Annotated in this window: 26 protein-coding genes; 16 read left to right on the top strand and 10 right to left on the bottom strand. The window is 70.9% G+C overall.

The features are described 5' to 3' along the window. Positions 1-144: 144 nt before the first annotated feature. A complete protein-coding gene (locus LXT12_RS23400; RefSeq protein ID WP_233394718.1) occupies positions 145-822 on the bottom strand; it encodes a DNA alkylation repair protein in 678 nt (225 codons plus the stop codon). A 66-nt stretch (positions 823-888) separates the two neighbouring features. Here LXT12_RS23400 and LXT12_RS23395 point away from each other — a divergent pair, with 66 nt between their 5' ends. The 5 genes from LXT12_RS23395 to LXT12_RS23375 all read left to right on the top strand — a co-directional run bounded on the left by LXT12_RS23395 (position 889) and on the right by LXT12_RS23375 (position 6,479). Further along, a complete protein-coding gene (locus tag LXT12_RS23395) occupies positions 889-2,436 on the top strand; it encodes a thioredoxin family protein (protein ID WP_233394717.1) in 1,548 nt (515 codons plus the stop codon). Positions 2,437-2,558: 122 nt separating this feature from the next. Then, complete coding sequence (locus LXT12_RS23390; protein ID WP_233394716.1) at positions 2,559-4,043, top strand: alpha/beta hydrolase; 1,485 nt, start codon at positions 2,559-2,561, stop codon at positions 4,041-4,043. Next, entirely contained in the window at positions 4,040-4,822 is a 783-nt protein-coding gene (locus tag LXT12_RS23385; protein WP_233394715.1) for an ABC transporter ATP-binding protein, read from the top strand. The genes LXT12_RS23390 and LXT12_RS23385 overlap by 4 nt, the downstream gene beginning before the upstream one ends. Next, positions 4,819-5,982, top strand: a complete 1,164-nt coding sequence (locus LXT12_RS23380) for an ABC transporter permease (RefSeq protein ID WP_233394714.1) — start codon at positions 4,819-4,821, stop codon at positions 5,980-5,982. The genes LXT12_RS23385 and LXT12_RS23380 overlap by 4 nt, the downstream gene beginning before the upstream one ends. Beyond that, positions 5,979-6,479, top strand: a complete 501-nt coding sequence (locus LXT12_RS23375; RefSeq protein ID WP_233394713.1) for a hypothetical protein — start codon at positions 5,979-5,981, stop codon at positions 6,477-6,479. The genes LXT12_RS23380 and LXT12_RS23375 overlap by 4 nt, the downstream gene beginning before the upstream one ends. Here LXT12_RS23375 and LXT12_RS23370 read toward each other — a convergent pair. Genes LXT12_RS23370 through LXT12_RS23360 form a run of 3 tightly spaced genes read right to left on the bottom strand, consistent with a single transcriptional unit; the run spans position 6,476 to position 7,520 of the window. Then, positions 6,476-6,988 carry a DUF2867 domain-containing protein gene (locus LXT12_RS23370; RefSeq protein WP_233394712.1) on the bottom strand — a complete coding sequence of 171 codons (513 nt, stop codon included), beginning with the start codon at positions 6,986-6,988 and terminating at the stop codon, positions 6,476-6,478. The two genes, LXT12_RS23375 and LXT12_RS23370, sit on opposite strands and share 4 nt — an antisense overlap. A gap of 32 nt (positions 6,989-7,020) precedes the next feature. Continuing rightward, a complete protein-coding gene (locus LXT12_RS23365) occupies positions 7,021-7,275 on the bottom strand; it encodes a YkgJ family cysteine cluster protein (RefSeq protein WP_233394711.1) in 255 nt (84 codons plus the stop codon). Between the two features lie 26 nt (positions 7,276-7,301). Continuing rightward, positions 7,302-7,520, bottom strand: coding sequence for a hypothetical protein (locus tag LXT12_RS23360; RefSeq protein ID WP_233394710.1), 219 nt, complete (start codon positions 7,518-7,520; stop codon positions 7,302-7,304). A gap of 337 nt (positions 7,521-7,857) precedes the next feature. Here LXT12_RS23360 and mnmG point away from each other — a divergent pair, with 337 nt between their 5' ends. The 8 genes from mnmG to LXT12_RS27075 all read left to right on the top strand — a co-directional run bounded on the left by mnmG (position 7,858) and on the right by LXT12_RS27075 (position 15,508). Next, positions 7,858-9,807 carry a tRNA uridine-5-carboxymethylaminomethyl(34) synthesis enzyme MnmG gene (mnmG, locus tag LXT12_RS23355; protein ID WP_233394709.1) on the top strand — a complete coding sequence of 650 codons (1,950 nt, stop codon included), beginning with the start codon at positions 7,858-7,860 and terminating at the stop codon, positions 9,805-9,807. A 118-nt stretch (positions 9,808-9,925) separates the two neighbouring features. Next, positions 9,926-10,552 (top strand): 16S rRNA (guanine(527)-N(7))-methyltransferase RsmG, encoded by a 627-nt coding sequence (gene rsmG / locus LXT12_RS23350; protein WP_233394708.1) that lies wholly within the window; start codon positions 9,926-9,928, stop codon positions 10,550-10,552. 122 nt (positions 10,553-10,674) lie between these two features. Continuing rightward, on the top strand, positions 10,675-11,448 hold the full coding sequence (locus LXT12_RS23345) for a ParA family protein (protein WP_233394707.1): 774 nt from the start codon (positions 10,675-10,677) through the stop codon (positions 11,446-11,448). Further along, positions 11,445-11,987 (top strand): GNAT family N-acetyltransferase, encoded by a 543-nt coding sequence (locus LXT12_RS23340; RefSeq protein ID WP_233394706.1) that lies wholly within the window; start codon positions 11,445-11,447, stop codon positions 11,985-11,987. Before LXT12_RS23345 ends, LXT12_RS23340 begins: the two co-directional genes overlap by 4 nt. Continuing rightward, positions 11,980-12,729, top strand: a complete 750-nt coding sequence (locus tag LXT12_RS23335) for a GNAT family N-acetyltransferase (RefSeq protein ID WP_233394705.1) — start codon at positions 11,980-11,982, stop codon at positions 12,727-12,729. Before LXT12_RS23340 ends, LXT12_RS23335 begins: the two co-directional genes overlap by 8 nt. Further along, positions 12,726-13,226: a GNAT family N-acetyltransferase gene (locus LXT12_RS23330; RefSeq protein ID WP_233394704.1), complete on the top strand. Its 501-nt coding sequence runs from the start codon at positions 12,726-12,728 to the stop codon at positions 13,224-13,226. Before LXT12_RS23335 ends, LXT12_RS23330 begins: the two co-directional genes overlap by 4 nt. A 237-nt stretch (positions 13,227-13,463) precedes the next feature. Next, positions 13,464-14,498 (top strand): OmpA family protein, encoded by a 1,035-nt coding sequence (locus LXT12_RS23325; protein ID WP_233394703.1) that lies wholly within the window; start codon positions 13,464-13,466, stop codon positions 14,496-14,498. Further along, positions 14,495-15,508 (top strand): OmpA family protein, encoded by a 1,014-nt coding sequence (locus tag LXT12_RS27075; protein WP_233394702.1) that lies wholly within the window; start codon positions 14,495-14,497, stop codon positions 15,506-15,508. The genes LXT12_RS23325 and LXT12_RS27075 overlap by 4 nt, the downstream gene beginning before the upstream one ends. Positions 15,509-15,517: 9 nt before the next feature. Here the strand turns inward: LXT12_RS27075 and LXT12_RS23315 are convergent, their stop codons facing one another. From LXT12_RS23315 to argC, 6 genes are all read right to left on the bottom strand, one after another. Beyond that, the gene (locus LXT12_RS23315; protein WP_233394701.1) at positions 15,518-16,579 is read right to left on the bottom strand and encodes a pirin family protein; all 1,062 of its coding nucleotides are present in this window, start codon (positions 16,577-16,579) and stop codon (positions 15,518-15,520) included. A gap of 12 nt (positions 16,580-16,591) precedes the next feature. Then, entirely contained in the window at positions 16,592-16,927 is a 336-nt protein-coding gene (locus LXT12_RS23310; protein WP_233394700.1) for a thioredoxin family protein, read from the bottom strand. Between the two features lie 61 nt (positions 16,928-16,988). After that, entirely contained in the window at positions 16,989-17,366 is a 378-nt protein-coding gene (locus LXT12_RS23305; protein ID WP_233394699.1) for a VOC family protein, read from the bottom strand. 14 nt (positions 17,367-17,380) lie between these two features. Then, positions 17,381-18,730, bottom strand: a complete 1,350-nt coding sequence (locus tag LXT12_RS23300; RefSeq protein ID WP_233394698.1) for an esterase/lipase family protein — start codon at positions 18,728-18,730, stop codon at positions 17,381-17,383. Then, a complete protein-coding gene (locus LXT12_RS23295; protein ID WP_233394697.1) occupies positions 18,727-21,186 on the bottom strand; it encodes a hypothetical protein in 2,460 nt (819 codons plus the stop codon). The genes LXT12_RS23300 and LXT12_RS23295 overlap by 4 nt, the downstream gene beginning before the upstream one ends. Positions 21,187-21,253: 67 nt before the next feature. Further along, a complete protein-coding gene (gene argC / locus LXT12_RS23290) occupies positions 21,254-22,213 on the bottom strand; it encodes an N-acetyl-gamma-glutamyl-phosphate reductase (protein WP_233394696.1) in 960 nt (319 codons plus the stop codon). A gap of 50 nt (positions 22,214-22,263) precedes the next feature. Here argC and LXT12_RS23285 point away from each other — a divergent pair, with 50 nt between their 5' ends. The 3 genes from LXT12_RS23285 (at position 22,264) to LXT12_RS23275 (ending at position 26,039) form a co-directional block, all read left to right on the top strand. Next, positions 22,264-22,803: an RBBP9/YdeN family alpha/beta hydrolase gene (locus LXT12_RS23285; RefSeq protein WP_233394695.1), complete on the top strand. Its 540-nt coding sequence runs from the start codon at positions 22,264-22,266 to the stop codon at positions 22,801-22,803. A gap of 16 nt (positions 22,804-22,819) precedes the next feature. Further along, positions 22,820-23,722, top strand: coding sequence for a ParB/RepB/Spo0J family partition protein (locus tag LXT12_RS23280; protein ID WP_233394694.1), 903 nt, complete (start codon positions 22,820-22,822; stop codon positions 23,720-23,722). Between the two features lie 394 nt (positions 23,723-24,116). Further along, the gene (locus LXT12_RS23275; protein ID WP_233394693.1) at positions 24,117-26,039 is read left to right on the top strand and encodes a PrkA family serine protein kinase; all 1,923 of its coding nucleotides are present in this window, start codon (positions 24,117-24,119) and stop codon (positions 26,037-26,039) included. Positions 26,040-26,119 lie beyond the last annotated feature (80 nt).

Raw genomic sequence — 26,119 nt, 5'->3', positions numbered from 1 at the left:
CACCGCCCGCCACGACCATCACCTGGAGGGCGGCTCGGCGGGGGGCCTCCCCCCGGAGGGCCAACCCCACCTCCCCCCAAAGAGGGACCCACAAAATGGGGTCGGAGTCGATTTTCTTCGGGCGGCGCCGCGCGCCTGGCGCGGTCAGCGAGGCGCCCGGCCCAGCTCCCGCCGGGCGTCGCTGCCAATCCAGCGCGCCGACCTCTCGCTACGCTCGCACAACCTTTTCGCCACAGTGAGCGCCTGCTCACGCAAGGCGGGATTGCGCTTGCCGATCTGGCGCAGCGCCCAGTTCACTGCCTTCTTGACGAAATTGCGGTCGTCCGCGGCGGCGGCTTCGATGAGCGGCAGCCGGGCCAGGAAATCCGCGTCCGGCCGCTGCTTCTGGTGCACGGCCGCCACGGCCAGCAGGGCGAAGGCGGCGCGCTTCTCGAACTCCGCCTCGCGCGCCGCCCAGGCCGGGATGCGGTCCCAGGACAGCGGGCTTTTGACGAAGGCGTTCAGGCAGGCCTGGTCGCAGACGTCCCAGGCCCGCATGCCGGCGACCCAGCGGTCCATCTCGGCCACGGTCAGCCGGGCGGGTTCGGCCACCATGCCGGCGAGCAGCTGGGCGTCGGGGATGCCGGTATCCCACAGGGCCAGGGCCAGCTCGTGATCGCGACCGAACCGGCGCGCCAGCGCGCGCAGGTCCGGCACGGCCAGGCCCAGGCGCCCCGAGCTGGTGAGGCCGAAGCGGGCCATGCCCTCGAGCTGCTCCGGCCGGGCGCGTTCCCGCAGGGCGGCCAGGGCTTCATCCAGGCGGCGATCAAGCTTATTCGGCATGCGCAGATTCTGCGGCCCCGGCGCGGCGGACAATCGACCGCTTCGACACGATCGACCCCTGGCCCGATGAAGCTCAACCCCTGTTTCGCCGCCCTCGCCACCGCCCTCCTCCTGGCCGCCACCCCGGCCGCCCACGCCAGCTCCGGTACGGGCGTGGCCTGGCAGGCCGCCGCGGCCGATGCCGACGTCGACCGCTACTTCACCCAGGCCAAGGCCGAGAAGAAGCCGGTGCTGCTGTACTGGGGCGCCAAGTGGTGCCCGCCCTGCAACCAGCTGAAGGCCACCCTCTTCAATCGCGCCGATTTCATCGAGCAGAGCAAGGCCTTCGTGGCCGTGGGCATCGATGGCGACGCGCCCGGCGCCCAGAAGCTCGGCACGCGCTTCAAGGTGCGCGGCTACCCGACGCTCATCCTCTTCAACCCCGGCGGCAGCGAGATCACCCGGCTGCCGGGCGGGGCCGACGCGGCCCAGGTGATGAAGGTGCTGCAGCTGGGCCTGTCCAGCGGCCGGCCGGTCAAGGCGGTGCTGGCCGACGCCAAGGCCGGCAAGAAGCTCTCCGCCAACGAATGGCGGCTGCTGGGCTTCTACGGCTGGGAGACCGACGAGCAGCAACTGCTGCCAGCCGAGCAGCGCGCCGCGACCCTCGCCCAGCTCGCCAAGGCCAGCGAAGGCGTGGATGCCGAGACGACGACGCGGCTGTGGCTGAAGTCGGTCGGCGCCATGGCCGAAGGCAAGTCGGCCGACGCCGCCCAGCTGCCGCGCCTGCGCGCCGTCCTCGCCGACCCGGTCCAGGCCCATGCCCAGATGGACGTGCTGACCAACGAGTCGCCCGACCTCGTCAAGGCCTTCGCCCCCGCACCGGGCGAGGCCCGTAACGCCCTGGTGGCGGCCTTCGATGCCGCACTCAAGCGGCTCAACGAGGACGCCACCCTGTCCCGGGCCGACCGCCTGAACGCGCTGCAGGGCCGCATCGAGCTGGCCCGCCTCGACACCCCCAAGGACGACCCGCATCCGCAAGGCATCCCACCCGCCCTGCTGGCCGAGGCGCGCGACCAGGCCGGCCGCGCCAACCGCGAAATCACCGACGGCTACGAGCGCCAGGCCGTGGTCACCGAGGCCGCCTTCCTGCTCGGCCGCGCCGGCCTCTGGAAGGAGAGCGACGAGCTGCTGAAGTCGGCCCTGGCGCGCAGCCACTCGCCCTACTACCTGATGAGCCAGCTCGGCGGCAACGCCAAGAAGCAGGGCAAGAAGGCGGACGCGCTGCGCTGGTATGAAGAAGCCTTCAACAAGAGCGAGGGCCCGGCCACGCGGCTGCAGTGGGGCTCGAACTACTTCGCCGCGCTGATCGAGCTCGCGCCCGAGGACACGGCCCGCATCGAGAAGGTGGCGGCCCAGCTCTTCGCCGAGGCCGAGAAGGACCCCGGCGCCTTCTACGAGCGCAGCGAACGCTCGCTGAAGAAGGTGGCGACCCTGCTGGGCAACTGGAACCACGGCCCCGCCCAGGCCGCCGCCGTGGGCCGGCTCAAGGCCCAGCTCGACGGCGTCTGCGGCAAGCTGGACGGCAGCGACACCAAGGCCAAGTCGGCCTGCCAGGGGCTGATGAAGAAGGCCTGACGCCAGACGCCCGCGCCGGCTGCCACTCATGCAGCGCTCCTGACCACTCGTCCCGTTCCAGGCGGCAAGGCAGCTGAGGCGCCGGATACTGCGCGCCTTCGCAACGACGAGACGAGTTCGGCATGCGTGATTGGCGTGGGCGCCTGCTGGCGCTCCTGATGGTGGCGGGCCTCGGCGGACCGGCGTGGGCGGCGCCGACGGACGGCCTGCTCAAGCCCTGCCGCATCGACGGCATTCCCAACGAGCTGAAATGCGGCAGCCTGCGCCGCCCGCTCGACCCCGCCCGGCCCGACGGCGTGGCCATCGACATCGGCTTCCTCGTCGTGCCGGCCATGGCCCGCAACAAGCAGCCCGACGCCGTGCTGCTGCTGGCCGGCGGCCCCGGCCAGAGCGCCATCAAGGTGGCCTCGCGGGTGCTGCCGCGGCTGTCGCGGCTGAACAACCGGCGCGACCTCGTCTTCGTGGACCAGCGCGGCACCGGCCGTTCCGCGCCGCTGGAATGCCCCGACGACAGCAAGCTGCCGCTGACCGAACAACTCGACGGCGACGCCCAGATGCGCCGCCTCGACGAGTGCCGGGCCAAGCTCGAGGCCCTGCCCTACGGCCGCGACGGCGGCCTGCGCTTCTTCACGACGACCATCGCCATGCAGGACATGGAGGCCGTGCGCCAGGCGCTGGGCGTGCCGCAGTGGAACCTCATCGGCGCGAGCTACGGCACGCGGGCGGCCCTCGAATACCTGCGCCAGTTCCCGGGCCAGGTGAGGCGCACCGTCATCGACGGCGTCGCACCGCCCGACATGGTGTTGCCGGCCAGCTTCTCGCCCGACACCCAGGCGGCCCTGGACAAGCTCTTCGCCGCGCATGCCGCCACGCACCCGCAGTTGCGCGCCGAATGGGAGAAGCTGCTGGCCTCCACGCCTCGCACCGTGACCGTGGCCCAGCCGCTCACCGGCGTGCCCGAGCGCTTCACGGTGGACCGCGAGCTGCTGCTGCGCGCCGTGCGCCCGCCCCTGTACCAACCCGCCCTGGCCGCCGCCCTGCCCGCGGCCATCCACGCCGCCGCGGCCGAAGGCCGCTTCGAGGGCCTGTTCGGCCTGAGCACCGCCTTCGGCAGCGCGCCGGGGCTGCGCCTGGCCATGGGCATGCATTTCTCGGTGATGTGCGCCGAGGACGTACCGCGCCTGGCCACGTCCACCGACGCGCCGGGCGCCGACTACGGCCGCGTCGACGCCGAGCTCTACAGCCGCGCCTGCCGCAAGTGGCCACGCGGCGAGGTGCCGGCCGACTTCTACAAGATCCCGCCCGCACCCAGCCCCGTGCTGGTGCTCAGCGGCGGGGCCGACCCCGCCACGCCGCCGCGCCACGGCGAGCGCGTCGCCCAGGCGCTGGCGGTGGGGCATCCCGGGCGGGTGCGCCACCTGGTCGTGCCCGAGTCCGGCCACGGCGTGATGGCGGTGGGCTGCGTGCGCGACCTGCTGTTCCGCTTCATCGACGCCCCGACCGAGGCCGAGGCCCTGCCCGAAAGCCTGCTCAAGGACGCCGCCTGCGCGACGCGCATCCCGCGCCCGCCAGCCTTCCAGCCCGTCCAGGGAGGGACGGCGCCATGATCGAGATCCGAGACGTCCACAAGCAGTTCGTCGCCCACACGGGCGGCGGCCTTTTCAAGCGCGGGGCCAAACGCGTCGTCCATGCGGTGCAGGGCCTGAGCCTGCAGGCCGCCGACGGCCGCATCACCGGCCTGCTGGGTGCCAACGGCGCCGGCAAGACGACGACGCTGCGCATGCTGGCCGGCCTGTTCCCGCCAGACGCCGGCCACATCGCCTGCGACGGCATCGTCGTGCGGGACGCACCGCTGAAGGCGCTGGCCCGCATGGGCATCCTCGGCGACGCCCACGGCCTCTACCCGCGGCTGTCGGCGCGCGAGAACATCGCCTACTACGGCCGGCTGCAAGGCATGGACGCGGACACCGCCAACGCCCGGGCCGAGACGCTGGCGCGGCTGCTGGACATGCAGGCCATCCTCGACCGCCGCGCCGACGGATTCAGCCAGGGCGAGCGCATGAAGACGGCCCTGGCCCGGGCCCTGGTGCACGACCCCGCCAACATCGTGCTCGACGAGCCCACCAACGGCCTGGACGTGCTGGCCACGCGCGCCCTGCGCGAGGCCCTGCGCTGGCTGCGCAGCCCCGAGGGCGGGGCCAAGTGCATCGTCTTCTCGACGCACATCATGCAAGAGGTGGAGCAGCTCTGCGACGAGGTCGTCATCGTCTCGCACGGCCGCAGCGTCGCCTGCGGCAGCGTGCCCGAGCTGCTCGAGCTGGCCGGCGAGGCCCGCTTCGAGGACGCCTTCGTCAAGCTCGCGTTCCCTCAGGAGGTGGCGGCATGAGACAGGCCTTCATCGTCTTCGCCAAGGAGCTGACCGACGCCCTGCGCGACCGCCGCACGCTGCTGCGCATCCTGGTGCCGGCCGTGCTGATGGGCCCGCTGCTGCTGAGTGCGCTGTCCGGCCTCATCGCCTCGCTGGAGGAGCGCGCCGACAAGCGCGAGATCCTCGTCGTCGGCCTGGATGCCGCGCCCACGCTCAAGAACTTCATCGAGCGCCAGACCTTCACCATCAAGCCCGCACCGCCCGACTACGAGGCCAGGCTGCGCACCACCAAGCTGCTGGAGCCGGTGCTGGTGGTGCCCAAGGATTTCGAGGCCAAGCTGCTCGCCGGCGAGGCGCCGACGGTGGAGATCGTCAGCGACAGCGCCAACCAGCGGGCCGCCGCGGGCGTCGGGCCCATCCGCGGCCTGCTGCTGGGCTTCAACCGCGAGCGCGCCATGCTCAACCTGGCGCTGCGCGGCATGTCCACCGAGCTGCTGGAGCCCATCGACGTCGAGGAGCGCGACCTTGCCAGCGTCCAGGCCCGCGCCGCGCGGCTGACCAGCATCATTCCGATGTTCGTCATCATGGCAGTGCTCTACGGCGCCCTCACGGCGGCCCTGGACAGCACGGCCGGCGAGCGCGAACGCGGCTCGCTGGAGCCGCTGGTGATGAACCCGGTGCCCCACGGAGCCCTGGTCGTGGGCAAATGGGGTGCCGTCGCGCTGCTGGGCATGGCCGTGGCGCTGCTCTCGTCGGCGAGCTTCGTGCCGGCGCAATGGCTGCTCAAGAGCGACAGCCTGCAGGCGATGTTCCAGTTCGGCCCGGTCGAGATGCTGGCCTTCTGGCTGCTGCAGATCCCGCTGGCCGCCGGCCTGTCGGCGCTGCTGATGGCCCTGGCCATCCGCTCCAAGACCTTCAAGGAGGCCCAGGCCGGCAGCGCCCTCGTCATCACCGCCGTGAGCCTGATGCCCATGGTCAGCCTCTTCAACCCCGGCGGCGACGCGCCCTGGTACCTGTGGGTGCCAGGTCTTGCCCAGAACACGCTGATGCTGCAGGTGCTCAAGGGCGAGACGCTGCGCTGGGCGCAGGTGCTGCCCGGCATGCTCGTGGGCTTCGCGCTGACGGCGGTGGCCCTCTTCTACGTCGCCCGCTCGATGCGGGCGGCGGTGGCGCGATGAGGGCCGCTGCCGCCGCGGGCCTGCTGCTGCTGGCGGGCTGTGCCGGCTTCAGGGGCTTCGAGCCGGCCACGCCGGACGGCTACGACGGCCCCACCGTCAACGTCGCCGACGAGGTGGTGCAGATAGACGCCGGCCTGGTGCACGTGTTCGAGATGACGCAGATCGACGGCCGGCGCCTGCTGAGCACCAGCGTGGCCACGCTGAACGCCAACCGGGGCCGCGGCTTCGCGGAGACGCCAGTGGCCATGAGCAACGAGGTGCCGCCCCGCCCGGCCCGCGTGCGGCTGCAGGCGGTGACGCAGTACGCCGCGCCCCTGCTCGCCATGACCCACCCAACCTGCCAGGTGCAGGGCGACGTGGCCTTCACCCCGGAGGCCGGCCACCGCTACCGCGTGGCGGGCCGCATCGCCGCGGCCGAATGTGCGGCCTGGATCGAGGACGCCGCCACGGGGCGCCCCGTGACCGAGGCCGTCTCCGGCAAGGGCACCGGACCCTAGCCCAGTCTTCGAGCGGCCGCCCGCAGCAGGGCCCGCGAGTAGGCGCGGTGAAAGCCCAGCAGGGAGTGGAAGAGGATCCCGAAGCGCGGCTCGCCGTCGGGTCCGCGGCTGCGCGGGACCACGGCCGAGCCGAAGTAGAGCCGGCTGCCGCCGCCTTCGTCCGCCTCGAGCCGGAACCATGACCGCGTCGCGCCGCTGTCCTCGTGCATGAGCAGCTCGTCCTCCGTGCGGGCCTGCACGGTCCAGGCCGCCATGCGCTGGCCTCGGCCTTGCGCCAGGGCATGCGCGTCGGCATCGGTGGAAGGGCGGCCGATGCGGGCGAGCAGCCAGCGCTCCAGCTTGAAGAGCCGCGTCGTGTAGAAGGCCTCGACGAAATCCGCCAGCGCGATGCGCCGGGGCAGGCTGAGGGCATAGGCGTCCGCGAAGGCGCTGCGCTCGGCGGCGAGGCGGCCGAGCAGGCTGGCCGGTGGAACCGGGACGGCGGTGACGACGAGGTGTGGAGCGGGCATGGCGTGGCAGTCTGCCTCAGCTGGCGCGGCCCTCAAGGCGCCGTCGCGGCCTCCAGCCGGGTCAGCCACAACAAGGCTTCGGTACGCGAGGCGCCGCACATCTCCAGCGAGGGGCCCAGGCCCGAGCAGCACGACGGCCGCTCCGGCCGGCCGAAGATCAGGCAGCGGCGGTCGGGCGAGAGCTGGACGCAAGGCACGCCGGCGGGCTTGCCCTGGGGCATGCCGGGGATGGGGCTGGTGATGGAGGGCGCGATGCAACATGCGCCGCAGTCGGGGCGGCAGTCCATCCGGACATTGTCGCCAGCCGAAGGCCTCAGAGGCTGCCAGCGGTGGGCGCGGGCGTGAGGGCGCGCTTCACCGCCTTGGCCCAGGCCCAGAGTTCGTCGAAGCTGCCGGCGGCGTGGCTGCCGTTGTAGGACAGCAGCAGGGTGCCGTGGTCGTTGTCGATGATCCAGACGGCCTCAGCCGGCGCTCCGAGCAGGAGGGCGATCGCTTCGGCAAAGGCCGTCAGGGCGTCCTCGGTGTGTCTCATCACGGGGGGGCCGGGCGACGCGAGGGCGGGTCCGGTCGAAAAAAAGGACCCCGAAATGAATCGGGGTCCCAACTCCACGTCAGCCTATCCAACGAGAGCCTGCCAAGGGGTACCAAGCAGGGGCTCTACCGAGCCGGAGGTGATGCTAGGGGCCCATGTCACGGCGCGTCCCTAAAGGGAACGAAGGGCGGCGAAGGCGGAATGAATCGCCGCCGGGACGCACCGAAATGACGCGACCCAGCCCATGCCCTGGCGGGTGACTTATCCACAGCCGGTTCGTAAAATTCAAGGTTTGCCCGTGCCACGACTCCGGGGTGGCGCAACACCGGCTCCCCACATGCTCTATCCCAAGGAATTCGACGTCATCGTCGTCGGCGGCGGCCATGCCGGCACCGAGGCGGCCCTGGCCGCCGCCCGCATGGGCGCGCAGACCCTGCTGCTGACCCACAACATCGAGACCCTCGGCCAGATGAGCTGCAATCCCAGCATCGGCGGCATCGGCAAGGGCCACCTCGTCAAGGAGGTGGATGCCCTGGGGGGCGCGATGGCCCTGGCCACCGACGAAGGCGGCATCCAGTTCCGCATCCTGAACGGCTCCAAGGGCCCGGCCGTGCGGGCGACGCGCGCGCAGGCCGACCGCATCCTCTACAAGGCGGCCATTCGCCGGCGCCTGGAGAACCAGCCCAATCTCATGCTCTTCCAGCAGGCCGTGGACGACCTGATGGTGGAAGGCGACCGGGTGGTGGGCGCCGTGACTCAGGCCGGCATCCGGTTTCGCGCCCGCGCGGTCGTGCTGACGGCCGGCACCTTCCTGGACGGCCGCATCCACGTGGGCCTGGAGAACTACAGCGCCGGCCGCGCCGGGGATCCGCCTGCCGTGTCGCTGTCCGCCCGGCTGAAGGAACTGAAGCTGCCGCAGGGGCGCCTGAAGACCGGCACGCCGCCGCGCATCGACGGCCGCACGATCGACTTCTCGAAGTGCGAGGCCCAGCCTGGCGACCTCGATCCGGTGCCGGTCTTCAGCTTCATGGGGAACACGGCCATGCACCCGCAGCAGGTGCCCTGCTGGATCACCCACACCAACACCCGCACCCACGACATCATCCGCAGCGGTTTCGACCGCAGCCCGATGTTCACCGGCGTGATCGAGGGCGTCGGCCCGCGCTACTGCCCGAGCATCGAAGACAAGGTCAACCGTTTCGCCGACAAGGACTCGCACCAGATCTTCCTGGAACCCGAGGGCCTGACGACGCACGAGTTCTATCCCAACGGCATCTCCACTTCCCTGCCCTTCGACATCCAGCTGGCGGCCGTGCGCAGCATTCCGGGGCTGGAGAACGCCGACATCCTGCGCCCCGGCTACGCCATCGAGTACGACTACTTCGACCCGCGCGGGCTCAAGGCCTCGTTCGAGACCAAGGTCATCCAGGGCCTGTTCTTCGCCGGCCAGATCAACGGCACGACAGGCTACGAGGAGGCCGCCGCGCAGGGCCTGTTCGCCGGGCTGAATGCGGCGCTGCAGGTTCGCGGCGACGACCCCTGGACGCCCGCTCGCGACCAGGCCTACCTGGGCGTGCTGGTGGACGACCTCATCACCAAGGGCGTCACCGAGCCCTACCGCATGTTCACCAGCCGGGCGGAGTACCGGCTGCAGCTGCGCGAGGACAACGCGGACCTGCGCTTGACGGAAGTCGGCCGTCGCCTGGGCCTCGTGGACGACGAGCGCTGGGCGGCCTTCAACCGCAAGCGCGACGCCGTTTCACGTGAAACCGAGAAGCTGAAGAGCACCTGGGTTCACCCCGGCATCCTTCCGGCTGCCGACGCTGAAAGGCTGTTCGGAAAAGCACTGGAGCGCGAATACAACCTTGCGGACCTGCTGCGCCGGCCGGGCGTCGGATTCGACACCATCGCCGAAGTGGCCGCGATCGCCAAACCCGAGGCGGGTGTTTCACGTGAAACGCTGGCGGCCGAACTCGGCGCGGACTTGGCCGGCCTCGTGACCGAACAGGTGGAGATCAGCGTGAAGTACGCGGGCTACATCGACAAGCAGGTCGATGACGTCGCTCGTGCGGCTCACTTCGAGCACCTCAGGCTGCCGGAGGACCTGGACTACAGCCTGGTCCACGCCCTCTCCTTCGAGGCCCGCCAGAAGCTCAACGCCCACCGGCCGGAAACCCTGGGCCAGGCGTCGCGTATCTCCGGCATCACGCCGGCGGCCATCTCGCTGCTGCTGGTGCACCTGAAGAAGGGCAAGTTCAAGGGCTTCAGCGAAGCGGAGGCGGCATGAGCGTGCCCATGAGGCAAATACATAGCCACAGAGGCATAGAGGCACAGAGAAATATCCACGCACCGGCACGACCTTCTCGGTGCCTCGGTGTCTCTGTGGCTGTGTTCGGGGCTCGCCGATGAGAGCCGCCCTGGAACAAGCCACCCAGCAACTTGGCCTGGATCTTTCAGCGACCCAGATCGACCAGCTGTTGGCCTACCTCGCCCTGCTGCAGAAGTGGAACAGGGTCTACAACCTGACGGCCGTCCGAGACCCGGCGCAGATGCTGAGCCACCACCTCGTGGACAGCCTCGCGGCCATTCCGCCGCTGCTGCGCCACGGGGCGCCGCAGCGCTTGATGGACGTGGGCGCCGGCGGCGGCCTGCCGGGTGTGGTGATCGCCATCTGCTGCCCCGGCACCGACGTGACCTGTGTGGACGCCGTCGCCAAGAAGGCGACCTTCATCCAGCAGGTGGCCGCCGAACTGAAACTGCCCAACCTGCATGGCGTGCATAGCCGGGTCGAGACTTTGCAGGCCCAAGCTTTCGGCGTCATCACCTCCCGTGCCTTCGCCTCGCTGGCCGACTTCACCAGCCTGACCCGCCAACACCTCGCCGAAGGCGCCGTGTGGATGGCGATGAAGGGGCAGAACCCGGCCGACGAGATCGCCGCCCTGCCCTCCGACGTCGACGTGTTTCACGTGGAACAACTGACCGTCCCCGGCCTGGATGCCCAACGCTGCCTCGTCTGGATGCGGCCGAAGTAGAAACAAAGCCACAGAGGCACGGAGACACAGAGAAATTCGGTGCCATTCCCTCTGTGTCTCTGTGACTCTGTGGCTGCGTCCCTTATCCTCCCGCGTCGCCCCGCTGTCCCTACGAATAATCGATGGCCAAGATTTTCTGTATCGCCAACCAGAAGGGCGGCGTCGGCAAGACCACCACCACCGTCAATCTCGCCGCCGGTCTGGCGCAGATCGGCCAACGCGTCCTCGTCGTCGACCTGGACCCGCAGGGCAACGCCACGATGGGCTCCGGCATCGACAAGCGCAAGCTGGAGACCACGGTCTACGACGTGCTGCTGGAGTCGGCCACCATCGCCGAAGCCAAGTCGCACGCCGAAAAAGCCGGCTATGACGTACTCGGCGCCAACCGCGAACTGGCCGGTGCCGAAGTCGAGCTGGTGGAGTTGGAGCGGCGCGAGGCCCGCCTCAAGGGCGCCCTCGCCGCGGCGTCGGCCGACTACGACTTCATCCTCATCGACTGCCCGCCGTCGCTGTCCATGCTGACGCTCAACGGCCTGTGCAGCGCCCATGGCGTCATCGTGCCGATGCAGTGCGAGTACTTCGCGCTGGAGGGCCTGACCGACCTGGTCAACACCATCAAGCAGATCCACGCCAATCTCAACCCGGACCTGCAGATCATCGGCCTGCTGCGCGTCATGTTCGATCCGCGCATCACGCTGCAGCAGCAGGTCAGCGACCAGCTCAAGGCCCACTTCGGCGACAAGGTCTTCGACACTGTCATCCCGCGCAACGTGCGCCTGGCCGAGGCGCCCAGCTACGGCCTGCCGGGCGTCGTCTTCGACCCGGCGTCCAAGGGCGCCCAGGCCTTCGTCGAGTTCGCCCGCGAGATGGTCAGGCGCATCGAGACGATGCGATGACGCCGATCCTGCTACGCCCCATGGCCGCCGCCGACGCCGATGCCGTCGCGGCCCTGCACGCGGCCAGCTGGCGCAGCGCCTACCGCGGCGTCTTCACCGACGCCTACCTCGACCAGGAAGCCGACACCGAGCGGCGCCAGGCCTGGCGGGACCGGCTGCAATCTTCCGCAGCCGGCGCCGACTGGGGCCTGGTGGCCGAGGGTGAAGCCGGCCGGCTGCTCGGCTTCGCCTACGTCATGCCGGCCCACGACCCCGTCTGGGGCGACTACGTCGACGCCCTGCACGTCGCGCCCGACTTCAAGGGTGGCGGCGTCGGCCGGCGGCTGATGCAGGGCGTGGCGCAAGGCCTGCAGCGCAGCGGCTCCGACCGCTCCCTCTACCTCTGGGTGCTGGACGCCAACACCGCCGCCCGCGCCTTCTACGAACGCCTCGGCGCCGAGGTGACCGACCTGCAACTGAGCGAGCCCCTCGCTGGCCAGCAGCACCCGGTGTGGCGCTGCGTCTGGCGCTCCCCCGCCATCTTGGCCAGCCATGCCTGACCCCACCCTCGCCCTGCGCGCCGAACAGGCGGGGCTGGACGCCTCCGCCCCGCCCCAGCAGGCCGACATCGACGGCTGGCTCATCCGCCTCTCGCCGGGCAAAGCCAAGCGCTCGCGCTGCATCAATGCCCTGCGCGCCGGCAGCCTGCCGCTGGACGAGCTGCTGGCGCGCTGCCGGCAGGCCTACGACGCGGCCGGGCTGCCGCTGGCCGTGCGCGTGACGCCCTGGAGCCAGCCCGTCGACCTCGATGCCCGCCTGGCGGCCAAGGGCTGGGGCGCCTTCGACGCCGCCGACGTCATGGTGATGGAGAGCCTGCGCCCCGACCCCGCGCCGGCCACCCTGCGCCTCCTGGACGCCGCGGCCTACGCCGCCACCGTCGGCGCATTGCGGGGTTCGTCCCCTACCGCCATCGCCGCCCATGCCGAGCGCATCGCCCACGCGCCCGTGCGCTACCAGGGCTTTGCGCTGGACGGCCCGGACGGCGGCCTGCTGGCCTGCGGCCAGATGGTCGTCGACGGCGACCTCGTCGGCCTCTACGACATCGTCTCCGCCGCCCCGCGCCAGGGCCACGGCGAGCGGCTGTGCCGCGCCCTGCTGAGCGCGGCCCACGCCCAGGGCGCCCGCCAGGCCTACCTGCAGGTCGGCAGCGACAACGCCGTCGCCCAGCGCCTCTACGCACGGCTGGGCTTCGTCTTCGCCTACCGCTACCACTACCGCAGCCCCGAGCGCGAGTTGACGTGAAGCTCAGGCGCCTGACCGCCGCCGACCTGGCCGACTTCCAGGCCTACCGCCACGATCCCGAGGTCGGGCGCTGGCAGGGCTGGACGCCACGGCCCGATGCCGAGGCCCTCGCCTTCCTGGAGGAGATGGCCGCCATCCCCCTCTTCCAGCCCGGCCAGTGGACCCAGCTCGGCATCGCCGACGAAGCCACCGGGCGCCTGCTCGGCGACATCGGCATCAACCTCGCCGCCGACGGGCGAGACGCCGAGTTCGGCTTCACCCTGGCGCGTGGGGCCCAGGGCCGCGGCATCGCCAGCGCCGCGATCCTCGCCGCCATCGACATGGTCTTCGGGCAGACGCCGGCCGAACGCATCCACGCGCAGACCGACGCCCGTAACACGGCCTGCATCCGCCTGCTGGAGCGCCTCGGCGCCCGCTGCGTCCAACGCATCGTGACCGAATTCCGCGGCGAGCCCTGCATCGAATGGCGCTACGAGCTGGCGCGTCGCCACCGCTGACCGGCCGACGTCAGGTCTTGCAGCCGGCCGTTACGACTGGGCACAAATCGGTCCGGCACGGCAGCGCCGTGTCCCCAGTTTGCAGGCCACCGGCCTGACGGCCCCGCGCGTTGACTGCGGCAACATCGCCACTCCCTCCGCAGCCGTCCCCCGATGAAGCCACTCCGCGCCACCGCCCCGACCGACGCCCCCAGGGCCGGGGGGCCGCTCAATAACTTCCTGATCCGACTGACAACAATGCGCATCCCAGCCCTGACCCTCCTGTGTGCCCTGGCGCTGGCCGGCTCGGCCGCCCGGGCCGCCGACGACACCCCCACCGCCGACGTGCGCGGCAGCGCCGACCACCCCCTCATCAGCCGCTTCCCCGGCAGCCTGCTCGTCGGCTACGGCCAGCAGGACTGGGCCACGACGGAATTGCCCGGCGCAGCCGGCATGTCCAAGGCCGACCCGCACAAGTTCGCCGACCCCGTGCAGGCCGAAGGCAAGGTCACGCGGCTGTACTACCTCGGCCCGCTGGGCAAGACGCCGCTGGAGATCTTCCGCAACCAGCAGCAGGCGTTGATGGCGGCCGGCTTCAAGCCGCGCTTCAGCTGCGAACTCAAGCCCTGTGCCGACGCCTATTTCGCGCTCGAGACCAGCGACCGCGGCAAGACCATGAACTGGGCCAAGGGCGCTCTCGTCGGCGTCAAGGGCAACAACTTCAAGGGCGCGCGCTGGGGCCTGCCCATGGCCCTGGGCACCGACGAGGCGCGCATCCTGGCCGGCACCCTCAACCGCGGCGGCACGCCGGTGCAGGTCATGGTCTACACCGCCGAGGCCGAGAACGAGTACACCGACCGCGCAGCCAGCTACATCGAGATCGTCGAGCCCAAGGCCATGCCCAGCGGCCAGGTCACCGTGGACGCCAAGGCCATCGGCCAGGGCCTGCAGGCCGAGGGCAAGATCGCGCTGGACGGCGTTCGGTTCGACACCGGCAAGACCGAGCTCAAGCCCGAGAGCGCGGCCCAGCTCGACCAGATGGCCGCCGTGCTTAAGGCCCAGCCGACGGCCAAGGTCTTCATCGTCGGCCACACCGACAACGCCGGCAGCCTGGACGCCAACCTCAAGCTCAGCCAGGGCCGCGCCCAGGCCGTGGTCGCCGCGCTGACGCAGCGCGGCATCGCCGCCAACCGCCTGCAGGCCCACGGCAGCGCGAACTATTCGCCCGTCGCCTCCAACGCCAGCGAGGACGGCCGCGCCAAGAACCGCCGCGTCGAGATGGTGCTGCAGTGAGGGCGCTCCACACCACCTTCGCCGCGCTCGCGCTGCTCGCCGCCCTCGGCGCCCAGGCCCAGCCGGCCGACGTGCCCGGCGCTGCCGACCATCCCATGATCCGGCGCTTCGCCGGCTCCTGGCTCGCAGGCCAGCGCGTCTCCGACTGGGACGCCGCCGCCGTGCCGGCCACGCCCGAGTTCCAGAAGGCCGACAAGTACAAGTTCAAGGACCTCGTCGAGCTGGAGGGCAAGGTCACGCGGCTGGTCTACATCGCGCCGCGCGGCAAGTCGGCGCTGGAGGTCTGGCGCAACTACGAGCAGGCCCTCAACCAGGCCGGCTTCAAGAAGCGCTTCTCCTGCGAGCGCGACTGCAGCGACCTCTACTTCGCCTGGACCCGCCAGCTCGATCCCACCAAAGGCTTCACCTGGGCCAAGGGCGACATCGACACGCCCAGCGGCAGCCGCTACAGCCTGACCTCGGCGCTGACCTTCGACCAGGGCCGCATGCTGGTCGGGACGCTGGGCAAGCCCGGCCAGGAAGCGACCGTGCTGCTCTACAGCTCCCTGGCCGCCAATGCCACGACGGGCCTCGTGGCGACCTATCTCCAGATCGTCGAACCCAAGGCCATGGCCACCGGCCAGGTCACGGTCGACCCCGCAGCCCTGCAGGCCGGCCTCGCGGCGGAGGGCCGCGTCACGCTCACGGGTCTCTTCTTCGACACCGGCAAGACCGAACTCAAGCCCGAGTCCAAGGCCCAGCTCGACGCCATGGCCGAGCTGCTCAAGGCCCAGCCCGCCCTCAAGGCCTGGGTCGTCGGCCACACCGACAACGTCGGCAGCTTCGAGGCCAACGAGAAACTCAGCCTCGCACGCGCCCAGGCCGTCGTCGCGGCGCTGACCGCGGCGCCCTACAAGGTCGATGCCAAACGCCTGGCGCCCCGCGGCCTGGCGTCGCTGGCGCCGGTGGCGGGCAACGCCGATGAGGCGGGCCGGGCCAGGAACCGGCGCGTGGAGCTGGTGGCTCAGTAAGGCATTCGCTCACTCCCCGGCCGGGGTGGCCGGGCGCTCCACGCGCCCGTCGGCATGCCGGGCGAAGCGGCCATCGCCGTCGCCGTGCACCGGCGCCTCGTCGCTCCAGGGCCAGCCGCCGAAGCCGGTGCGCCGGTAGTCCTCGAAGGCCTGCCGCAGCTCCTGCTCGGTGTTCATCACGAAGGGCCCGTACTGCGCCACCGGCTGGCCGATGGGGCGGCCCTGCAGCATCAGCAGCTCGGCCGCCGCATCGCCATTGGCCAGGGCGACGGCCGAGCCCGCCCTGACTTCGATGGCCGAGCCGGCGGGCACCGCATGGCCGTCGACCGCCAGCTCCGCACCGGCGAAAAAGTAGAGCTTGCGCCGCGTGCCCTCGCCCGCGGCCGGTGGCAGCACCCACTGCGCGCCGGGCTCCAGCCGCAGGGTCCAGATCGCCACGTCGGCCTGCGCCTGCGAGGCCCAGGAGTCCGGCGGCGGCGGCAGGGGCTCGGCCGCTGAGCCCGGCAGGCGGCCGGCGATGCAGGCCACCTCGGTGGCATGGCCGGCCTCGTCCACGAAGCGCTGCAGCGGAATGTCCTCGGCCCAGAACATCGTGAAATGGGGCGCGACCATCTTGGCCTCGGCCGGCAGGTTGAGCCAGATCTGGAACAGCTCCAGCGGGTTGGGCCGGTCGGTGTGCAGCAGCGGGAACATCTCCGCATGCACGATGCCCTGGCCGGCCGTCAGCCACTGCACGTCGCCGTCCCCGAAGCGCGCGCCGGCGCCCAGCGAGTCGGCGTGGTCGATGCGTCCGCGGCGCACGATGGTCACCGTCTCGAAGCCGCGGTGCGGGTGGGCCGGAAAGCCCGGCACCTGCTGGCCGTGGTACATGCTCCAGCCGTCCTGGCGCGAGAAGTCCGAGCCCAGGTTGCGGCCCGCCAGCAAGGGCGCCGGCGGCCCGTAGCGGCCGTTGCCGGGCGGGTAGGCGTCGTCGTGATGGACGCAGAAGAGGAAGGGGTCGAGGGTCTCCCAGGGGAAGCTCAGGGGCTCGACGGCGAGGACCGACGACGGCGTGGAGGTCTTGGAATTCATGGTGGGTTCCGGTCAGGGTGCGAGCCGCGACAGCGCCTGCGCGATCTCGTCCGCGCCGCCCGGCCGCACCACGCGCGCGACCTCGCGCCCGTCCTTGAGCATCACCAGCGTCGGCCACAGCTTGATGCCGAAGGAGCGGCCGAGCGGACGGCCGCGGCCATCCTCGATCTTCAGGTGGCGCAGGGCCGAGCGGGCTGCATGCGCCGCCAGGGCTTCGCCGATCGCGGGCTGCGCGGCCTGGCAGATGCCGCACCAGTTGGCGCCGAACTCCAGCACCGTGTCGCCGGCCATGGCATCGACCTCGGCGCGGGCCGGCTCGTCGCTGGAATAAGGTGCGGGGCGGTTCATCGGGACCTCCTGGAGCCGGGCTCGCCCGTTCGCGGCAAACGCGGTGCCCGCGCTGCCGCGCTCACGGCCCGGGGGCGTGGCAGACCGCCTCGATGTTGTGCCCGTCCGGGCCGATGACGAAGGCGGCGTAGTAGTTGGGGTGGTAGTTCGGGCGCAGGCCCGGCGCGCCATTGTCCCGCGCGCCGGCCGCCAGCGCCGCCTCGTGGAAGGCGTCGACCTGGGCGCGGGTCGCCGCCACGAAGGCCAGATGGAGGTGGGCCGGCTTCTCGGCGGTCTGGAACAGGCACAGCGACGCCACCTGCCCCGGCACGCAGAGCTCGATGCCGTAGCCGGGCTCGCCCTCTCCGCCCACGACGACACCCAGCGGCGCCAGGGCCTTCAGGTAGAAGGCCTTGCTCGCCTCGTAGTCGCTGACGCCGAACTTGACGTGGTCGAACATGCGGTCTCCTCGAATCAGCGCAGGCGCCGGTCCAGCCAGTTCAGCACCCGCAGGTCCTGGAAGTAGCTGCAGTGATGGGTCTCGGCGCTGGGCCCGAGGTCTTCCCACGCCGGCGCGGCCAGCACCAGGTCGCCGAGGTGGTTCATAGCCGCGGTGTCGACGACGAGGTCGTTGGGCTGGTCGAAGACCAGGTCGGCGCCGTAGTACATCGCCTGCCCCTTGACGTGGGTGACGTGCTTCCAGAACTTCCACAGCGGCTCGTTCACCTCGGCCGGCACGAAGCTGCCGCCGATGGCGCGGACCTCGGTCGCGGTGGACAAGGGCCACAGCTGGGCCAGCTCCAGGTTGTTGAGCACCCGCCCCTGCGCGAGCAGCCCGGGCACCAGGCCCACGGCGGCATCGGCCAGCGGTGTGTGCGCGCCGAGCTGCAGCACCTTGCCGAGCACGCAGGCCAGGCCGCCCACGCCGAGGGCAAGCGGCTGCAGGCCCGGCGGCGCGATCTTGCCAGCCTGGGCGGCCGCCTCGGCCACGGCGTCGGCGAAGCTGGCCAGCGTGTCCAGGGCCTGGCGCAGCTTGTCCGGCGCGGCCAGCGAGGTGCCGCCCAGCGGCGAGCCCACCAGCAAGGCCTGGCGCGCCCGCAGGCGCGGCGCCAGCCGCAGCAGCCAGGCGATGACCAGGCCGCCGCGGCTGTGGCCGACGAAGTCCAGCTCCGCCGCACAGCCGTCGAGCGCGTCGCGCAGGGCCAGGGCGTTCAGCCAGGGCGCCACGGACAGGGTCGGGTGGTCGAAGGCCAGCACGGCGGCATAGGCGCCGCTCGCGTCGTTCAGGCGCTCGAACAGGGCCTCGCCGTCGGCCGTGGCGGCGAACTCCTTGGCATACATGGCGCTGGCGCTGAAGGTGCCGTGCACCAGCACCAGCACACGGCCCCGCAGCCCGGAGAGGAAGCCGGCGGGCAGCGGCGCCCAGGCCCGGCCGTCCCAGCGGCGCAGGCCGCCGGCCGGCGTGTCCAGCGTGCCGAGCACGGGGTTGAGGCGGACGTCGAGCCTGACGAGCCCCGCCGTCACGGCGTTCTCGCCCAGCTCGGGGAAGGCGATGCGCTGCACCGTCTCGCGCGACTGCGGGCCGAAGGCCCGCCAGCTGCGCCGGCCCTGGCTGCCGAGCTGGCGCGTCGGCGGCTCGTAGACCCAGCGCAGCAGGCCGTCGTCGCGCAGCAGGCGCACGGCGGCGCGGCCGTCGGCGGCCTTGGGGTCGAAACCGCGGCGGCGGCGCTGCTGGATGGGCGCGCGCCCGGCCTCGCCTTCGGGCGCCGGCACGTCGAGCTGCTCGCCCACCCCGGCCCACAGCAGCTGGCTGGCGGCGTTCATGCCACGCCTCCCACGTCGCGCAGGTCCTGCAGCAGGGGCAGCGGCGTGATCTGGCGCTGCCGGGCGGTGATGATGTCCAGCATGGAGTCGTAGTCGGCGCGGTCGCCGAGCGCCTCGATGCCGGATTCGATGGCCTCGACGAAGCCGCAATGCTCGGTCAGGCGCACCGTCTCGATGGGCACCAGCTTGCGCTCTGCGATGAGCTGGCGCACCTCGTCCCAGCTCGCGCGGCCGGCGTGCCAGGGCACCGTCTGGGCGTTGGCGGCGGAGCTGCCGCTCGCGTCGGCGCGCACCGCGCCGCTGTAGTTGCCCGTCATCTGCATGTAGGCCTCGCGGAAGGACGGGTGCCTCCACCAGCCCGGCAAGGCGTGGCCCTCGAGCAGGAAGACGACGGGATAGATGTCCACCAGCTCCAGGCAGGCGGCGAAGAGCAGGGCCAGGTCGATGCAGGTGCCGGCGCGCTCGGCCAGCACCGTCGACGGCATGCGCAGGCGCTGGGAATCGAGCTGGCGGCTGTAGCTGGGCGGCGGGTTGATGTAGCCGAGCTGCCAGTCGTGCAGCAGCGTGGCCCAGATGGACTCGACCTGGCGGTCCACGCCGCGCAGCAGCTCCTCGTCGATGCGGCCGTCGACGGCCAGGGCGGCGTCGGGCACGCACTGGTAGCCCTCGAAGCCGGCCGTCGGGTCGTCGCGCAGCACGCGGTTGTAGCGCTGTGACTGCGACACGGCGCGCACGACGGCCGGGTCCCGCGGCAGCACGAAGGACGGCAGCCACTGGCCGTCGCGGCGGTTGTCGCGCCACTGGTCCACCGGCAGCAGGCGCAGCCGGTGGCTGTCGTGGTAGAGCAGCCGCCCGCCCTGGCGCACCCGCACCTGCAGGCTGGTGTTGATGGCCTCGTGCACGCTGCGGGCGACGTCGGCCGTCAGCGGCACGTGGATGTCCCGGGTGAGGTTCTCGCGCTCGTGCGCCATCACCACACGCCGCTCGAAGCGCGCCTCCTCGTCGCCGAGGTGCACGGCGACCTCGACGTCCACCGGATCGGCCCGTTCGGGCGCCTCGCAGCTCAGCACGAAGCGGCGGAACAGCGGCTGCGCGTTGTGCAGCACGGCGTAGTTCAGCTCGGGGAAGGGCTCGATGGCGCAGCGCACCTCGCCCGAGGCCGGTGCCGGCGCGGGCGCCGCCGGCTCGGCCGCCGCGCGCGCCAGCTCGTGGCCACGCGCCGCGTGGGCCGCACGCGTGGCCGGGTCGACGAAGACCGGCCCGTCCAGCCACAAGGTCACGCCGGTGGCATCCACCGACTCCGGCAGGGCGCGCACCTCCTCCCAGACGCTCGAGAAGGCGGCCGGCAGGTCGAAGCCGGTGGCGAATAGCTGGCGCAGCAGCTGCACGAGGGCGTATTCGGCCAGCGAATCGTCGAAGGCGTCCTGGAAGCCCAGGGCCGCCCGCGTCGCGCCCTCGGCGATCAGCATGGGGGCCAGGCGCGCCGCACTGTTCCAGACGTTGAGGGTCGTGAGGTAGGCCGGCGCATCGCCCACGGCAGCGGCCACGGCGCAGGCCAGGGCCTGGGCCGACACGAGGCGCGGGCGGCCGGACGCGCCGCGCAGCAGCAGCCCGTCGAGCAGCCGGCGCGAATCGGCGAGCAGCTCGTCGATGAGCTGCACCCGCGACGCGGCGCCGGCCTGCTCGGACTCGGGTGCCTCGACGAGGGCCGCCTTGCCCAGCAGCGTGCCCAGCTCGCGCAGGCCCTGGTGGCTGTCCATGCCGGCGAAGTGCAGCAGGTGGGGCGGCCTGGCGCGCAACTCGGCCGTCAGCTCCTCCAGGCTCGGGTAGTTCAGTACCCGCGGCGCCGGCACCTCGGGCGGCAGGGCCGCCGCGAGGTTCCGCAGCTCGGCCTCGACCGTCCAGCGCTCGCCGAGTTCCGTCGGCAGCGCATTGACGAAGAGCACGCGCAGTTGCGGCCACGGCGGCAAGACGACGGCCTCGCGGGGCTGCGGCTGCCAGCGCCCTTCCACCTCGTGCTGCACCTGCAGCTCGCGGATGACCGTCATCGGCAGCGGGCCCTCGGCGGCGGCCCGGCGCTGCTCGCGCGTGGCGGCGGCCAGCACGTACTCCCACGGGAAGATGCGCCCCTCCCAGCACAGGGCCTCGTGCTGGTAAGGCACGCGCACGACCAGCGTCGACGCCTCGCCGAGGGCCTGCAGCTGGGCGGCCGACAGGCCCAGCAGCTTCAGCGTGTCGCGTGCATCGGCCTGGTGCTGCTCGCGCACCTTGGCGTCGCGCACCCAGCGCTGGCGCGAGCGCAGCACATAAGTCCAGCGCAGCGCCTGCTGGGCCATGCTCTGGCGCGAGCGCAGGTCCACGCTGGCCAGCGGCATGCCCAGGGCGTCGCCGGGGCAGGCAATGCGCACCGCCTCCAGCAGCAGCTCATGCTCGGGCCGAGATCCGTTCTTCCCCAAGGCCATCCTCCGTACTAACGCCCGGAGTATGGCGACGCTGCGTTCTCACGCAACGTCAAGTTTGGGGTCAGGCGAGCCCCAGGGCCTCGTCCACGCCCAGATGCACGTTCATCGCCTGCACGGCCGCGCCGCTGGCGCCCTTGCCGAGGTTGTCCAGGCGGCTCATCAGCAGCACCTGGCCGTCCTTGTCGTCGGGGCTGGCGAAGACGAAGAGGTCCACGCGGTTGGTGTCGTTGCAGGCCTGCACGTCGAAGAATCCCGACTCCAGCGTGGCGGCGTCGCGCAGCGGCATCACGCGGATGAAGCGCTCGCCCTCGTAGTGGGCCGCCAGGGCCGCATGCACCGCCTCGGGCGTGGTGCCAGGCTTGAGCTGGCGCAGCTGCAGCGGCACGCTCACCGCCAGGCCCTTGTAGAAGTTGCTGACGATGGGCATGAAGACCGGCGGCGACGTGAGGCCGGTGTGGGCCATCATCTCCGGCAGGTGCTTGTGCTTGAGGCCGAGGCCGTAGGGCCGGGGTGCGCCCAGGTGGGCCGGCAGGGGCTGCTGCTGGTACTCGGCGATCATGCTCTTGCCGCCGCCCGAGTAGCCGGTGATGGAGGTGGCGCTGACGGCGGCATCGTGCGGCAGCAGTCCGGCGTCCACCAGCGGCCGAACGGCGAGGATGAAGGCGCTGGCGTGGCAGCCCGGGTTGGCGATGCGCTTGCTGGCCTGGATGGCGCCGCGCTGGCCGCGCGCCAGTTCCGGCAGGCCGAAGACCCAGCCCGGCGCCGTGCGGTGGGCCGTGCTCGCGTCGATCAGGCAGGTGTTGGGGTTGTTGACCATGAAGGCCGCCTCGCGCGAGGCGGCGTCCGGCAGGCACAGGAAGGCCACGTCCGCCGCGTTGAGCAGGCGCGAGCGCTCGGCCGGGTCCTTGCGCTTGTCGGGGTCGATCTTCAGCACCTCGATGTCGCCGCGCGCCGCGAGGTACTCGTGAATCCGCAGGCCGGTCGTGCCTTCCTGGCCATCCACAAACACGGTGTACGTCATCGCCGTCGCTCCACTCACTGAAAATCGGCCCGTCAGGATAAGGGCAAACCATGAATCCAACACGCGTACTGCTTCTTCCCGGCTGGCAAGACTCGGGGCCGGAGCATTGGCAAAGCCGCTGGGAGCGGCTGCACGGCGACGAGCGGGTGCGGCAGCACGACTGGCACTGGCCCAAACGCGGCGACTGGATGGCACGGCTGGACGAGGTGCTGCTGCAGGACGACGCCCCCGCCGTGCTGGCGGCGCATTCGCTCGGCTGCCAGCTGGTGGCGGCCTGGGCGGCGCATTCGCAGCACACCGGCCGCGTGAAGGGTGCCCTGCTCGTCGCGCCGCCCGACACCGAGCGCGAGGACATGCCGCCGCAGCTGCACGGCTGGCGCCCGATCCGCCGCGGCCGCCTGCCCTTCCCGAGCGTGGCCGTCATCAGCAGCGACGACCCTTACGGCGCCGCCGAGCGCAGCCTGCAGATGGCCCAGGACTGGGGCAGCAGCGTCGTCATGGCGGGCCCGCGCGGCCACCTCAATGCCGAGTCCGGCCTGGGCGACTGGCCCGAGGGGCGCGAGCTCGTCAAGGGCCTGGCCGGGGCCTGAAGGACAATTCCACGCCATGGCAACCAAGAAACCCAAAGGCCTCGGCCTCGGCCTCGAAGCCCTGCTCGGACCCAAGGTCAGCGACGCCCCCGCGGCCGAGCGCGACGGCACGCCCAGCACGCTGAAGCTCGAGCAGATGCAGGCCGGCAAGTACCAGCCGCGCACGCGCATGGACGAGGGCTCGCTGTACGAGCTGGCCGAGAGCATCAAGGCCCAAGGCATCATGCAGCCGATCCTTGTTCGCCCCATCGCTCCCGAGGGCGGCGCGGCCTACGAGATCATCGCCGGCGAACGCCGCTATCGTGCGGCGAAGCTGGCGGGGCTGCGCGAGGTGCCGGTGCTGGTCAAGGCCGTGCCCGACGAGTCGGCCGCGGCCATGGCCCTGATCGAGAACATCCAGCGCGAGGACCTCAATCCGCTGGAAGAAGCGCAAGGCCTCAAGCGCCTGACCGACGAGTTCGGCCTGACCCATGAGCAGGCGGCCCAGGCCGTCGGCCGCTCGCGCAGCGCGGCGAGCAACCTGCTGCGCCTGCTGAACCTCGCCGCGCCCGTGCAGAACATGCTCATGGCCGGCGACCTCGACATGGGCCACGCCCGCGCCCTGCTGCCGCTGGACGGCGCCGCCCAGATCACCACCGCGAACGAGATCGCGGCCAGGAAGCTCAGCGTGCGCGAGGCCGAGAAGCTCGTCGCCAAGGCCCAGGGCGCCGCGCGCCAGGCGCCGCTGCTGCGCGTCAAGGGCGACAAGAGCCGCGACGTGCTGCGCCTCGAGGAGGAACTCGCCGACGCCCTCGGCGCCACCGTCGAGGTGCGTGTGAAGAAACGTGGCAAGCGCGGCGGCCAGAGCGGCGAGCTCGCCATCCACTTCGATTCGCTGGACGCGCTCTCGGGCCTGCTGGACAAGCTGCGCGGCAGCTGAGGCCGCGCGCCGACGCAATGCGGCGGCGTCCGACAAGCCGCGCCGCCGAGGCGTCCAACACTACGTCGGCGCTCATGCGGCAGCGGCGGTCGACAAGGCCCCCGCGTTCGTGTGGTTTGCCCGAAAAGTGCCGGGTCTTGCCTGGGCGGCGGGCGTATGCTGGACCGGCACCCTGTCGACAAACCCTGTCAACGCAAAGCCGAGCTGGTTTGTTGGTGGGCGTGTGGCGGCTTATTCTTGAGATCGAGGAGCGGCCCGCAGCGACAAGCTGCCGGGCATGACGAGTGGAGAGTTCTGATGACGCCTTGCAGTTGAGGCGCGATCAGAACCCCCCAGCCAGCTCGGGCACGGATCGTGCCTGTGCCCTGTGGAGTTCAAACCGCAGGAGATCGGCATGGACGTCATCAGCCATTTCGCAGCGCGCTACGAGCGCACCAAGGTCGAGGAGCTCTCCCTGGAGGACTACCTCGCCGAATGCAAGAGAAACCCCCTGGCCTACGCCACGGCTGCCGAGCGCATGCTCCAGGCCATCGGCGAGCCACAGATGCTCGACACCCGCAACGACCCGCGGCTGTCACGCATCTTCGCCAACAAGACCATCAAGATCTATCCGGCCTTCGCCGAGTTCTACGGGCTCGAGGAGGCGATCGAACAGGTCGTCAGCTACTTCCGCCATGCCGCTCAAGGCCTGGAAGAGAAGAAGCAGATCCTCTACCTGCTCGGCCCCGTGGGCGGCGGCAAGAGCTCCATCGCCGAGCGGCTCAAGCAGCTGATGGAGCACGTGCCCTTCTACGCCATCGCCGGCTCGCCGGTGAACGAGTCGCCCCTCGGCCTGTTCGACCCCACCGAGGACGGTCCGCTGCTCGAGCGCGACTACGGCATCCCGCGCCGCTACCTCAACCGCATCCTCTCGCCCTGGGCCGTCAAGCGGCTGGACGAGTTCGGCGGCGACATCCGCAAGTTCAAGGTCGTCAAGCGCTACCCGAGCGTGCTCAAGCAGCTGGGCGTGGCCAAGACCGAGCCGGGCGACGAGAACAACCAGGACATCTCCAGCCTGGTCGGCAAGGTCGACATCCGCAAGCTCGAAACCTATGCCCAGGACGACCCCGACGCCTACAGCTACAGCGGCGGCCTGTGCCTGGCCAACCAGGGCCTGCTGGAGTTCGTCGAGATGTTCAAGGCGCCCATCAAGGTGCTGCACCCGCTGCTGACGGCCACGCAGGAAGGCAACTACAAGGGCACCGAGGGCTTCGGGGCCATCCCCTTCGACGGCATCGTGCTGGCGCACAGCAACGAGAGCGAGTGGAAGACCTTCCGCAACAACAAGAACAACGAGGCCTTCCTCGACCGCGTCTACATCGTCAAGGTGCCCTACTGCCTGCGCGTCAGCGAGGAGATCAAGATCTACGAGAAGCTCATCCGCAGCTCGTCGCTGGCCGAGGCCAAGTGCGCGCCGGGCACGCTGAAGATGATGAGCCAGTTCGCCGTGCTCACGCGCCTGAAGGAGCCCGAGAACTCGTCGCTCTTCAGCAAGATGCAGATCTACGACGGCGAGAACCTCAAGGACACCGACCCGCGCGCCAAGAGCTACCAGGAGTACCGCGACTACGCCGGCGTCGACGAGGGCATGAGCGGCATCAGCACGCGCTTCGCCTACAAGATCCTGTCCAAGGTCTTCAACTTCGACAGCACCGAGGTCGCCGCCAACCCCGTGCACCTGATGTACGTGCTGGAGCAGCAGATCGAGCGCGAGCAGTTTCCCAAGGAGCTGGAGGAGAAGTACGTCGGCTTCATCAAGGAGCAGCTGTCGCCGCGCTATGCCGAGTTCATCGGCAAGGAGATCCAGACCGCCTACCTGGAAAGTTATTCCGAGTACGGCCAGAACATCTTCGACCGCTACGTGACCTATGCCGACTACTGGATCCAGGACCAGGAGTACCGCGACACCGACACCGGCGAGGTCTTCGACCGCGCGGCGCTGAATGCCGAGCTGGAGAAGATCGAGAAGCCGGCGGGCATCTCCAACCCCAAGGACTTCCGCAACGAGATCGTCAACTTCGTGCTGCGCGCGCGCGCCAACAACGCGGGCAAGAACCCGCTGTGGACCAGCTACGAGAAGCTGCGCACCGTCATCGAGAAGAAGATGTTCTCCAACACCGAGGAGCTGCTGCCCGTCATCAGCTTCAACGCCAAGGCCAGCGCCGAGGACGCCAAGAAGCACGAGAACTTCGTGCAGCGCATGGTGGACAAGGGCTACACGGCCAAGCAGGTGCGGCTGTTGTGCGAGTGGTACCTGCGGGTGCGCAAGAGTTCCTGAGTCAAAAGGCAACCACAGAGGCACAGAGACACGGAGGAAATGCAAATGCTTCTTTCAGTTTTCTCTGTGCCTCTGTGCCT

It is taken from the genome of Pelomonas caseinilytica, assembly GCF_021353235.1.
Taxonomy (GTDB): domain Bacteria; phylum Pseudomonadota; class Gammaproteobacteria; order Burkholderiales; family Burkholderiaceae_C; genus Pelomonas; species Pelomonas caseinilytica.
The sequence above is the reverse complement of the archived record's forward strand: the minus strand, read 5'-3'. Positions and strand labels throughout refer to the sequence as shown.